The sequence below is a fragment of the Gemmatimonadota bacterium genome (genome assembly GCA_041390125.1).
Taxonomy (GTDB): domain Bacteria; phylum Gemmatimonadota; class Gemmatimonadetes; order Longimicrobiales; family Gaopeijiaceae; genus JAGQIF01.
Genome location: JAWKQN010000007.1, coordinates 117281 through 128481, shown reverse-complemented (window position 1 = coordinate 128481; position 11201 = coordinate 117281). Strand labels below are relative to the sequence as shown.

The following is an 11201-nucleotide window of genomic DNA, read 5'->3' as shown; positions in this document are numbered from 1 at the left end:
TTGCGTCCAGCCGGTCGCGGTCACGCCTGGCTCGGGCTTTCCCGGCTTCGTCCCGTGTCCCGGCGCCTCCGCCGGCACTCCCGGCTCGTCCGTTCCGGAAACCCCGTAGACGCCGATTCGGTCACCACCGTTCGCCGCGTGCGACCGGAGGGCCCGGCGCCTGCGCGTCGCCGTGCGCGCCGAGGTCACTTTGCCTCGGCAGCGATGGGATGGGTAGCTTGCGAGCGGTCCCCAGCGGAGGTGGCGCAGGTGCGAAGTGCGGTGATCGGGGTGGTGGGGCTGATGACGTGGGGCTGTGGCGGCAACGCGGTCGGGGCGTCCCGGGCGCCTTCTCCGGACTCGGATCCGCCGTGCGAGCACTGCATCGTGGAGCTCGCCAATCTGTCGAGTGAGCCCGTCCTGGGGTTTCGCATCACATGTCGCGCGGATGGAGAGGCGGTCGCTCCGCAGCAAGCGGGCACGGACCGGCGGCCCCGACGTGAACGCTGCGTTCCCTGGTTCGTGCGCGAGAGCCAGTACAACCAGAACGGTCGGTGGGAGTACATCCTGCCGGCGGGCCGTACCGAACGTCTCCGGGTCGGCTACTTCCCCGAGCGCCTCTCCACCGCGCGATCCTGCCGGCTCGTGGGCCCCCCTCGCGCAGAGGACGACGGAAGTCTCGTCCAACGCGTGGAATGCCGGTGACGGTCGGCGGCCGCTGACGTCTGCGCGCCATCCTGACGGAGCTGCAGGCGCACGTGGGGCGATGGCGCCCCGGCGACGGGGCAGGCACCATGGGGGGATGGACGCCGCTCGGCCGGCTGGCGGTCGCCCACGGGACGTGCCATCGTCGGTCCCGAGAACCCCGACTGGAGCCCACATGTCGCGCGCGCCGCTGTCCCCTGCATCCTCCGTTGCCACGGCACGTCACTCCCGGCCCTGGAGCCGCGCGTCGAGACCCGTTCCGGTCGGGTCCCGCTCCTTCCGGTCCCTCTCCGGCGCTGGGCTGGGCCTCGTTCTCTTCCTGCTTCTCCTGCCCGCCCTCGCGACCGGGCAGCAGGCTCCCCTCCGCATCTTCATCTCGGTGGACATGGAGGGCATCGGCGGGATCGGGACGGGAGCGATGACCAGCTCCAATGGGGGGAAGGACTACGCAACGGGTCGCGCGCTGATGACCGCCGAGGTGAACGCGGTCGTGGAGGCGATCCTCGCTGCCGGACCCGCGGAGATCCTGGTCAACGACTCGCACGGGGACATGCAGAACCTCCTCCACACCGAGCTCGATCCGCGGGTCGAGTACATCCAGGGCAGCATCAAGCCGCTGGGCATGGTGCAGGGGCTCGACGAGACCTTCGATGCGGCGATCTTCCTCGGGTATCACGCGCGGGCGGGTACAACGGGCGGATTCCTGGCCCATACCGGAACGGGGGCGGTCGAAGGACTGTGGATCAACGGCACCGAGGTGGGAGAGGGAGGCCTCAACGCGTACGCGGCGGGAGCGCTGGGTGTGCCGGTGATCGTGGCGGCGGGCGACTCGGCGTTCGTGTCGGAGTTCAGCGGGCTGGTGCCCACGGTCCATGCCGTACAGACCAAGACGGCCATCGGCGCTTCGGTGGCCCGCCTGCTCCATCCTGAGGTGGTCCGCGCCCGACTGGCCGAGGCCACCCGGGCGGGGCTTGCCGGACTGGGCAGCGCTCACGTCCTGACGCCACGCGCCCCCGTGACGCTCCGCCTCCGCTTCGATTCCACGCAGCAGGCCGACATCCTGATGGCGGTGCCGGGCATGCGCCGCGTGGACGGCTACACGGTGGAAGCGGACGCCCCGACGATGGAGCGCGCGTACGCCCTGATCCGCTTGATGTACCGTTACGTGCGCGCGTAGACGCACCTGCCCGGGGCAGCGCTCCGGGATGAACGGTAGAATCGCCGCACCCGCGGCAACGACCGGACGGACACGTCTCAGCGGAAACGCCGCTGACACACGACCCACCCGGTTACGACCCGTGCAGACGCTTCAGCGGGAACGAGCACACCTGCCGGGTGGCCTCGGAAGGCGCGCAGCCGGCCGCAGCCCCGCTCGACTCCCCCCGCCCTACGGCGTCAGCCCGTCCAGGTCCGCCCGTCGGAGGAGCCGGCCTTTGGTCACCACCGCGTCCACCGAACGGGTGTTGGCGATGTCGGCCAGGGGATCGGCCGAGAGCAGGACCAGGTCCGCCAGTCGTCCCACCTGCACCGTGCCCAGCTCACCGTCGAGCCCGAAGAACTCCGCGGGTCGCACGGTGGCTGCGCGCAGGGCCTCGAGCGGAGTGAGGCCGGCCCGCACCAGCATCTCCAGCTCGCTGTGCAGGCTGTAGCCGGGAAGCGCGAAGCCGATGGGGGTGTCCGTCCCGGCCCCGATCGGGACCCCGCGGTCGTTCATCTCCCCGACCAGACGCAGACTGAACGCGCCGTAGGTGGTGTCGCGCGCGGGGGGTCCGCTGCGCGCGCGTTCCGCCGCCGCACCCCAGTCGGCCGCGACATCCGCGGGCGCATGCGCCAACGCATCCGCCCAGTCGTCCCGCTCGAAGGGAGAACGCAGTCCCATGGCGTTCAGACGAAGGGTCGGTACCTGGATGGTGGACGCCAGCGCGTCGAGCGTCTCGGAGCAACGCTCTGCGTCGTACGCCTCCACCGCGGGAAGGCGGTGGAGCCCATGCAGACGGCTCCGCAGATCCGCACCGGGGCCCGGCGGTGGCTCGGCCAGGATGCTGCGTCGCGCCGCCAGCAGCTCGTCCGCGTTCGTGGCGCAGTCCATCTCGATGTTGCGCAGATGCTCGAGCGAGTTCACGCGCGGGCCCACGTCCCGGGCCAGGAGGGAGAGGGGCACGTGCGCATCCCGTGGCAATCCGCGCGCCTCCGCCTCCTCCACCAACGCGTCGAACACCTCCGGCGTCACCATCTCGTAGATCTTCACGAAGTCCACGCCGGCCTCCGCCAAGCGCGCGATGTTCGCCCGCGCCGTCTCGACGTCCGGATTGGCGATGCCGAGCGCGGGGCGGTTGTCCCCGTCGTAGACGACGTGCTCGCCGTCCAGCAGGGGACCGGCGAAGAAGACCCGCGGTGCGATGGCGCCTTCCGCCCGCAGCCGTTGCACCACCGGCAGGACGCGATCCAACATGCCGCCGGTGTCGCGGATGCTGGTGATGCCGTGACGCAGGAACAGGCCCGGCATCGCGTCGGTGAAGCGATCGTCGTATGTCAGGTGGACGTGGAAGTCCCACAGCCCCGGGATCAGGAAGCGGCCGGTCCCATCCACCACCTCGGTGGCACCGCTCGGCGCGCCCGCATCCGCCACCTGCACGATACGCCCGTCGTCCACGACGACGGTCTGCCCGGCGCGCGCACCACCCGCGGCGTCGATCACCGTCACGTTCTCGATGGCCAGGTCGGGGGCGTCCGCCTCGCTGGCGCAGGCGGCGAGCATCAGGGACGGGACCAGCACCGCCCCGCGTACGCGCCCATGGAAGGCCATCCGGTCCCTCTCCTTCAGCGCCCCGAAGGGAGCGCAGGTGTGCGCTCACCGCCGCCGTCCGGGCGCGCGACGAGCAGGGTCAACAGCTCGAGTCGGTCGGCGGCCGCCTTCACCCAGCCCATCCAGCGGCCGCGTCGCAACAGAAGACGCCCCAGGTGGACGCGGATCACCGTACTGCCACCGACCGAGGTCACGGCAAAATGCAGCCCGCGCTCGTCGCGCCACGTGATCTCGTGCTCCTCCAGCCGAACCTGCGCCGGACCCTCCCGGTAGGGCTGGAAGAGGCGCACGACCCGCATCAGCTGCTCGGAGCTGATCTCCACCGGGACCTCGCGGATGGTGGCCATGCGCGTGAAGAGAAGTCCCCAGCGTTGCACCGGCGGGCGCTGGGCCGTGGCGCCGTCCTGGCCCAACGACTCGCCGCGGGCCTCTCCGAGCGCCCGCTCGATCGCGCGGGATCCGAACCCCGCTTCACGTGCCAGGGAGCGCAGCTCCTCGATCGAGATGCGCGTATCGTCGGACCCTTCGATCTCGGCGGCGCGCCGGAGCACGCGGTCGGCGACGGTCCTCGAGAACACCGTGGTGTCGGTCATGGGAGACGCGGCCAGATGAAGCGGGATGCCTGCGGTAGCTTGGCACGGCGCGGCCCCACGGTCAAACCCGCTCCACGGCCGGTGGAAGCCCTCGAGGACGGTGCGGGTTGCGGGACGACACCCGGGCGCATCGATTGTCGTGCCCGCACCCGCGCCCCACGCATCCGAGGCGTCTCCCATGAGCGACGAAGCCACCGCCGGCGAATCCCCCACGCGCGCCGAGCCCCAGTCGTTCCGGGCTCGCGAGATGTCCGTCTCCCTCACGGTCGCCGACCTGGACGCCAGTCTGGCTTGGTACCGCGACGTGGTCGGATTCCACGTCGAGGAGCGCCACGAGCGCGACGGCGCGCTGCGGGCCGTCACGCTGAGGGCCGGATCGGTCCGCATCCTGTTGGGTCAGGACGATGGCGCCCGGGGCTGGGATCGGGTGAAGGGGGAGGGCTTCTCGTTCCTCCTGCGGACCGCACAGGACGTCGACGCGCTCGCGTCCGGCATCCGCGCTCGCGGCGGCACCCTGGCCTTGGAGCCGACCGACATGCCTTGGGGTGCACGCATCTTCCGTCTGGTGGACCCGGACGGCTTCAAGATCGCCATCTCGACCTGACCGCGGGTCCTGCCCCCACCGGCTCCGCAACGCCGGTCGGTCGCGGTCACACCGGAGAGGCGTCCCGATCGGGGCCCACGCTCGACCGCGCGTCGTCGCACTCGTCGCAACCGGCCTCCGGACCGTGCAGGAACAGTAGCGGGTCGGCCACCAGGCGCGGGACCACCGCATCGACCACGTCCCGAGCACACACCAGCCGCGCGTGCGCGTGCCCCACCGTCCCTTCCCGCTGCACCCCCGCCTCCCGAACCCATCCGTCCACGAGGCGGAAACGCGCGCAGCAGTGGTCGTTCTCGCCGTAGTCGATCCGGGTCGGCACCCCATCGACCCGCGCCGTCAGGTACTTCGGCACCCGGTAGGGAACGCCGGCGATCAGCTCCGCCAGGTGCACCGTGGTGTCGGCGTCGTGATCGACTCCGAGCAGCAGCACCTGCCCTCCCGCGTCGTGCACCCGTCCCACCGGGCTGGCGGGGATGTGGGGTGGGAGCGGGAGCGGATCCGCCAGGATGGCCTCCGCGCGAGGCCCGCGCGCGGCGAAGGCGTGCTGATGCGCGCTGCGGCGCACGCCCGGCTGGCGCCGGAACCGCTCCGCGACCACGCCCAGGCTCGACGAGGCGGGGGTGATCGCAGGATCGAACGGCTCGTCGTCGGAACTTCCCCACGACGGCATGACCAGCGTGCCTTCGGGGCCGAGCGCCTCGTCCAGCGCCGCGATCAGACCGTCGGGGCCACCCTCGATCGGCCGGACGGCCCGGAACGAGGTGTGCACGAGCAGCACGCCACCGCGCTCCACGCCCAGAGCCCGGAGCTGTCCGGCGACCTCGCGGATCGTGCGCGGCTCCTTCCCTGTCATCGAGCCGCGGGCTCCGCCGCCACCTTCTCCTCCTCCACGATCACCAGCCGCGCGCGCGCGCGTGCCCGGGCCCGCACCACCAGCCGGTCACGTTGGGGATAGAGCCCGGTCACGTCGATGCTCTCCACGCTGCCGATCAAGCGAACCTCGTCGCTCAGGTTGCGGTTGAGCCCGCGATTGATCTGCTGCTCCGCCAGTCCCAGGATGTCGCTCACCTCCCAACGGGCCCGCTCGCGCATCGTCTCCAGCACGGTCGGGTGCGCCATCCAGGTGAGTCCCTGCACCAACAGGTTCTGACTGGCGATATCGAAGCTCAGATCCGGGACCCCGATCGTTCCGTTGGCCGCGTCGAACTCCGGTGTGCCCGTCAGGAACAGGCGCCCGCGCGCGCTTCCCCGGAACGCCAGCTCCAGCGCGATGCGCCCACCGCCGATCCCGCGGACGGCCAGGTTCTGGATCCGTAGCGTCCCACCGGGAAGCACCAGCTCCTGTCCGATCAGCTCCTGGTTGAGACGCGCGCTCGCGGTCGCGTAGTCGATGATCCCCTGCGCCTGGATCTGCAGACCCTCCTCGACGTCCGCACTGTCGAGCGGCGGCAAGGGACGCGCGGCGAGGAGGGGCCGGCTTCCCCAGACCACGCGGGGCTGGGCCGTGAGGCTCACCACCGCGCGCAGCACCTGCCCCTCGCCCTCGGCGCTCCCGCGGTGGACGGCGCTGGGATCGATCACCAGCCAGACGTCGTCGTCGAGCTCGATCGGCTCCTGGAGGATGCCCCACCAGCGCGCGAAGCGCGAGCGCAGATCGATGCCCGCGAGGGCGGCCTCCACGTCGGGCAGGTGGTCGGTGAGCGCCTCCTCCGCGGCCCGGATCACGCGATCGGTCACGTCGATGTTGAGCGGGGTGATCCGACAGCGGTCCCGCTGCTCCTCCGAGAGCGCGGCCAGACGGTCCACCTGTGCCTTGCCGATCAGCGCCCAATCCGGCCCGATGCTGACGCGAGCGGACAGCGCCACCCGCGCGCGCGGCTCCGGCTCGTCGCTTTCGTCGCCGCACGACGCCCGGATCTCCGGCAGCAGGGGTGGATCGTACCAGGCCCGCGCCTTGTAGGCGATCACGGTGCTGATGCGCGCGATGTCGCCGTCCAGCTCGGCCCGGAAGGGCTGGCGCCGGATCTCGTAGGCCACGTCCGCCCGGTCGTTGCCCTCGACCGGGATCCGGCGGGCCAGCGACCCCTGCGTGCGCGGCACCACCTCCTCGAGCTTCTGGATCACCGGCGCCAGGTCGTAGGCGATGGGGACGGTGAGGACGGACGGCGGCAGAGGCGGGACGCGCTCCTCGAAGGCGGCCAGAGCGGGCTCGGGTGCGTCCAGGCGCGGCGCGAAGAAGCCCCCCACCCCGAAGCCCGGCCCGCCGCGCATCAGGAGCGACAGCACCGCGAGGACGAGCACCCCGAGCGCGACGAGCAGACCGCTGCCGACACGGCGCCAGCCCGAGCGGGGCTGCGAAGACGGGGGAGGCGCCGTGTCCATGCCGGCTCAGCCGAACAGACCCCGCAGCCAGAGCAGCACGAACGCGCCGTAGAACACCGCGGTGGCGATCAGCGCGACGCGACGCCAGACCGGAGGCCGGAGCGCCGGCGGCAGCACGGTGGTGTTCACCCGGAGCAGGTGGAGGGAGGACACCACGAAGACGATGCCCGCCATGTTGGCGCCGAGCTGCAGCAGCACGATCGGCTGGGCCAGACGCAGGGCGATGATCCCCCAGACGGCGACGCAGACCAGCACCGTGTAGTAGAGGACCCGGACGTCCCCGCCACGCCAGGCGCGCGCGCGCGCGCTCCCGGTCCACAGGATGTCGGTGATGGCGCGCGCCATGCCCTCCACGATGTCGAGCTGTGCCTTGAACAGCACCCAGACGGCCATGAGCGCGACGGCCCCTCCCGCGAGGGGTCCCACCTGGCGTGCCATGGCTCCGGCCAGCTCGGCCGCAACGGCGAGCCCGCGGATGTCGGTGCCCGCCTCCAGGAACGTCACGTACAGCAGCGCCGGGAGGAACATCCCCAACAGCGCGCCCAGGAAATACACCAGCCACTGGTCGGCACGCACGATCCGCCACCACCCCCGCCAGCGCTCCATCGCCTCCGGCGTGGTGGCGAAGGTGGAGCCGACGTGCGCCAGGTCCACCTTCTCGCCTCCCACCGCAGAGGGGATGTAGCCGGTGACCTGCCCCATCCCGTAGCCCTTGTCGCGGGCCCAGCTGGAAAGGGAGAGGTTGATCACGCCGCCCGCGCCGGAATACGCCGCGAAGGCGCCGATGAGGAAGAAGTCCGCGCCGGGCGGAAAGAAGCGGAAGCCCCCTTCGATCGGATCGAAGCCCACGAAGCCGCTGACGCCGCGTCCCCACACCTCTCCCGGCACGAAGAGCACGGCGAGGATCACACCGCCCGCCAGGATGGCCGTGACCAGGATCCAGTTCAGCCACTCCAGCGTACGCTCCACCCGCTTGCCGACGAGGAGGATGGCGATGCACGCCACGAAGGTGCCCACGCCGATCCAGTAGACGAGGCTGGCGTGCTCCGGACCGGCCAGGTCCCGCGCGAACAGGAAGAAGACGGCACCGGCCGCCGCACCGGCCCACCCCGGCCAGCCGACCTGCAGGAAATAGAGCAACGCGTAGACCCAGGCCCAGAAGGCGGCCCCGGGGCGCGTGCGCATGAAGCCCGCGAACACGGGCTCACCCGTGGCCAGGGTATAGCGCATCAGCTCGGTGTTGAAGACCGTCTGCAGGAAGGCGGCAACCAGCGTCACCCACAGCAGGGTCAGACCGTACTGGACGAAGGCGGCGGGGCCGAGCAGGAACTCGCCACTGCCGATGGAGGCACCCAGCACGATGACGCCGGGCCCCACGACGCCCACCCACTGCAGCCCCCGCGGCCGCGGGGGCTCGGGCAGCTCGGCGGTCCCGAGCGGAGGCAAGCCGGTCGACGTCGGGGACGGGGGCATGGCAGCGGTCTCCTCGAAGGACGCCTGGGTGCCGCAGTAGAATGCGCACGTCCGCCGCGATTCCTCAACCACGGAGCTCTCCCATGGCCCGCGCCCACCGCGTCCTTCTCCCGCTCCTCGTTCTGGCGGCCGTCCTGCCCGCGGGTCTCTCCGCCCAGGCGCGCCCTGCCCGTCCGGCGGACGTGGCCACGTTGGATGGCATCCTGGCGGCCTACTACGACGTGGTCTCCGGTCCGGCCGGGGAGGCACCCGACCGCGAGCGTGACCGCACCCTGCACCACCCCTCGGCCTTGATGGGGATGCCGGGCCCGGACGGCCAGGGCGGTGTGCGCCTCCGCACCATGACCCTGGATGAGTACCATGACGCGACGGGCGGTCCGCGCGCGGAGGGCTTCTACGAGCGCGAGATCCACCGTGTGGTCCAGCGCTTCGGCAACGTCGCGCATGTGTGGAGCACGTACGCCTCGTCCACCACCCCGGACGGACAGCCGTTCGCGCGCGGCATCAACTCCATCCAGCTCACCTGGGACGGCCAGCGCTGGTGGATCCTGTCCTGGTTCTTCGATCAGGAGCGCGAGGGCAATCCGATCCCGGCGGAGTACCTGCCCGGGCGTTGATGGCCGTCGATGAGCCGCCCGGTCCCGCTGCGGGGACCGGGCGGTCAGGGCATCGCGTCCAGGCTCACCTGCGCGCGACCATCCGGGCCGAACCACACCCGGACCTGCCAGGGCCGGCAGCAGACCGCACAGTCCTCCACGTAGACCTGGACGGCACCGCCGGAGGGGTCGAGGTCCACTTCGGCGGGTTCGCCGCAGTACGGGCAGGTGGCGTCGGCCTCGAGATCGAGGAAGGCCTCGAGCTCGTCCTCCGGATCCCGGGCGCTCACGCCCGGGACGCGAGCGCCGCGGTCGGGCTCAACCCGACCACGGCGGCACCACCCCGTTCATCCGCGCATAGGCGATGGACTGCCCGAGGTGCTCGTTCATGTGGGCCACGAGCTGCACGAGAACAGCCCAGCCGGGGACGTCGCGCCCGTACAGCTCCGTGGTGCGGCCGACGTCCGCCGCGGGCAGCGCTCCCACCGCGCTCCGGACGTGCTCGATGGAGCGCTGCAGGAGCGCCTGCACCCGGGCCTTGTCCCGGATGCCCTCGAGGGCGTCCAGGTCCACGTCCTGCGGAGCCGGGATGCCGAGATTGTCCTCGAGATACATGAAGTTGTAGCGCGCCACGTGCATGTAGACGTGCCCCACCTCCATGACGCCCTCCGCCGGCGCCCATTCGTAGAGGGAGCCCGGCATCGCCTCGGCCAGCATCACGAACTTCGCGGACGACTGCTCGAAGTGGCCGAGCATCTCGTCGCGGATCGCCGCCTCCGTCTGTGCGCCCACCGGCGCGGCCACGGCCAGCAGGGCCAGGGGAAGGAGCGCGCGGGTTCTCATGGTCGGACCTCCTCGAGCAGCCGGTGCATGGCGATCGGTTCGCGTGCCGTCGGGCTCAGTTCCGGTCGGTGCCGGGCCCGGTGCGGACCGGCATCTGGTTGTTGGGATCCTCGTAGGGCCGCAGGTGCTCCTCCAGGAACGTCCACGTACGGTTCCACGAATCGCGCTGCGCGGGAGAATCCACCCGCTCCAGCGTCTCGGGATCCACCCGTCGGCTGAAGGCGTGCCCGATGCTGCGGCCCCAGGGCGCCGGATCCACGTAGATCTTGGTCTCCGTCAGGTCCGGCTTGGTTGCCCGCAGCTTGTACACGAGCATGGACGCCTCCTCGAAGTTGACGTCCTGGTCGTTGGTGGCCACGTGCACGAGCAGCGGCGTCTGCAGGTCGTCCACCCGGTAGTAGGGAGAGCGCTCCTTGTAGATCTCGCGCTGCTCGAAGGGCAGGCCCTGGATGCGCTCCTGCGTGGCGAAGCTGCGTTGATAGCCCGGCCCCTTGAAGGAGAGCCGGAAGATCAGGTTGGTGACCGGCACGAGCGCGGCGCCCGCCTGGAAGGGATGCTGGGCGCGCGTGATCGACATGATGGTGATGTACCCGCCGTGGCTCCAGCCCATCATGCCCACGCGCTCCGGGTCCACGTGGTGCAGCTCCGACGTCAGCCAATCGTAGGCGGAGATGACGTCGTCCACCTCGTAGCCCCCGTAGTCGATGGCGCGGTGGTGCTCCTCGCCGTACCCCGTGCTGCCCCGGTATTCGGGCGCGATGATCACGTACCCCCGCTCGACCGCCTCTCGGACGAACGGCCACATGCTGGCACCCCAGTTCCCGTGCACGCCTCCATGCACCCAGATCATGGCGGCATGCCCGTGGGTACCCCGCTTCCGCAGCGGCTGGAAGACGTACGCCGGGATCTCCATCCCGTCGATGCGGCTGCGGTAGGTGATCTTGCGGTAGTCGACGACGCCCTCGGTCACGGCCGCGTAGATGCTGTCGATCCGGGCCTTGGACTCGATGTCGGCCTGGTAGTCGCGGGAGGGATGGTCCTCCCAGCGGTTGGAGACGTAGAGCTCCTCCGCCCGGGAGGGATCCATGCCGGTCCGCCGGCCGTTCTGTTGGGCGTGGAGCGGTTGCGCGACGGGCAGCAGGGCGAGCGCCAGGGCGAACGCACCCGGGACACGCGCGGCGGAGACGCGGGTGTGCATGACCGGTTCCTGGAGTTGGGTG

The 11201-nt window shown here is 71.2% G+C and carries 12 protein-coding genes; 4 read left to right on the top strand and 8 right to left on the bottom strand.

Translation table 11 applies throughout. The features are described from left to right. The first annotated feature begins 249 nt into the window (after nt 1-249). Nucleotides 250-684: a hypothetical protein gene (locus R3E98_08565; protein MEZ4423447.1), complete on the top strand. Its 435-nt coding sequence runs from the start codon at nt 250-252 to the stop codon at nt 682-684. A 175-nt stretch (nt 685-859) separates the two neighbouring features. Beyond that, nucleotides 860-1861, top strand: coding sequence for a M55 family metallopeptidase (locus tag R3E98_08560; protein MEZ4423446.1), 1002 nt, complete (start codon nt 860-862; stop codon nt 1859-1861). A 210-nt stretch (nt 1862-2071) separates the two neighbouring features. Here the strand turns inward: R3E98_08560 and R3E98_08555 are convergent, their stop codons facing one another. Both R3E98_08555 and R3E98_08550 read right to left on the bottom strand, forming a co-directional pair. After that, on the bottom strand, nt 2072-3490 hold the full coding sequence (locus R3E98_08555) for an amidohydrolase family protein (protein ID MEZ4423445.1): 1419 nt from the start codon (nt 3488-3490) through the stop codon (nt 2072-2074). Nucleotides 3491-3504: 14 nt separating this feature from the next. Then, nucleotides 3505-4083, bottom strand: a complete 579-nt coding sequence (locus R3E98_08550; GenBank protein MEZ4423444.1) for a hypothetical protein — start codon at nt 4081-4083, stop codon at nt 3505-3507. A gap of 178 nt (nt 4084-4261) precedes the next feature. Here R3E98_08550 and R3E98_08545 point away from each other — a divergent pair, with 178 nt between their 5' ends. Next, entirely contained in the window at nt 4262-4687 is a 426-nt protein-coding gene (locus tag R3E98_08545) for a VOC family protein (protein MEZ4423443.1), read from the top strand. Nucleotides 4688-4733: 46 nt separating this feature from the next. On the opposite strand, the gene aac(3)-IV is transcribed toward R3E98_08545, so the two are convergent. The 3 genes from aac(3)-IV to R3E98_08530 are packed head-to-tail and all read right to left on the bottom strand — an operon-like array spanning nt 4734 to nt 8542. Further along, nucleotides 4734-5540: an AAC(3)-IV family aminoglycoside N-acetyltransferase gene (gene aac(3)-IV / locus R3E98_08540; protein MEZ4423442.1), complete on the bottom strand. Its 807-nt coding sequence runs from the start codon at nt 5538-5540 to the stop codon at nt 4734-4736. Beyond that, entirely contained in the window at nt 5537-7069 is a 1533-nt protein-coding gene (locus R3E98_08535; GenBank protein ID MEZ4423441.1) for a DUF4403 family protein, read from the bottom strand. The genes aac(3)-IV and R3E98_08535 overlap by 4 nt, the downstream gene beginning before the upstream one ends. A 6-nt stretch (nt 7070-7075) precedes the next feature. Further along, nucleotides 7076-8542 (bottom strand): Nramp family divalent metal transporter, encoded by a 1467-nt coding sequence (locus R3E98_08530; protein ID MEZ4423440.1) that lies wholly within the window; start codon nt 8540-8542, stop codon nt 7076-7078. Between the two features lie 83 nt (nt 8543-8625). On the opposite strand from R3E98_08530, the gene R3E98_08525 reads away from it, so the two are divergent. Beyond that, nucleotides 8626-9159, top strand: a complete 534-nt coding sequence (locus tag R3E98_08525; GenBank protein ID MEZ4423439.1) for a hypothetical protein — start codon at nt 8626-8628, stop codon at nt 9157-9159. Between the two features lie 44 nt (nt 9160-9203). On the opposite strand, the gene R3E98_08520 is transcribed toward R3E98_08525, so the two are convergent. Genes R3E98_08520 through R3E98_08510 form a run of 3 tightly spaced genes read right to left on the bottom strand, consistent with a single transcriptional unit; the run spans nt 9204 to nt 11179 of the window. Continuing rightward, nucleotides 9204-9428, bottom strand: a complete 225-nt coding sequence (locus R3E98_08520) for a CPXCG motif-containing cysteine-rich protein (GenBank protein MEZ4423438.1) — start codon at nt 9426-9428, stop codon at nt 9204-9206. A 28-nt stretch (nt 9429-9456) separates the two neighbouring features. Continuing rightward, nucleotides 9457-9981 (bottom strand): DinB family protein, encoded by a 525-nt coding sequence (locus R3E98_08515; protein MEZ4423437.1) that lies wholly within the window; start codon nt 9979-9981, stop codon nt 9457-9459. A gap of 55 nt (nt 9982-10036) precedes the next feature. Then, complete coding sequence (locus tag R3E98_08510) at nt 10037-11179, bottom strand: prolyl oligopeptidase family serine peptidase (GenBank protein MEZ4423436.1); 1143 nt, start codon at nt 11177-11179, stop codon at nt 10037-10039. Nucleotides 11180-11201 lie beyond the last annotated feature (22 nt).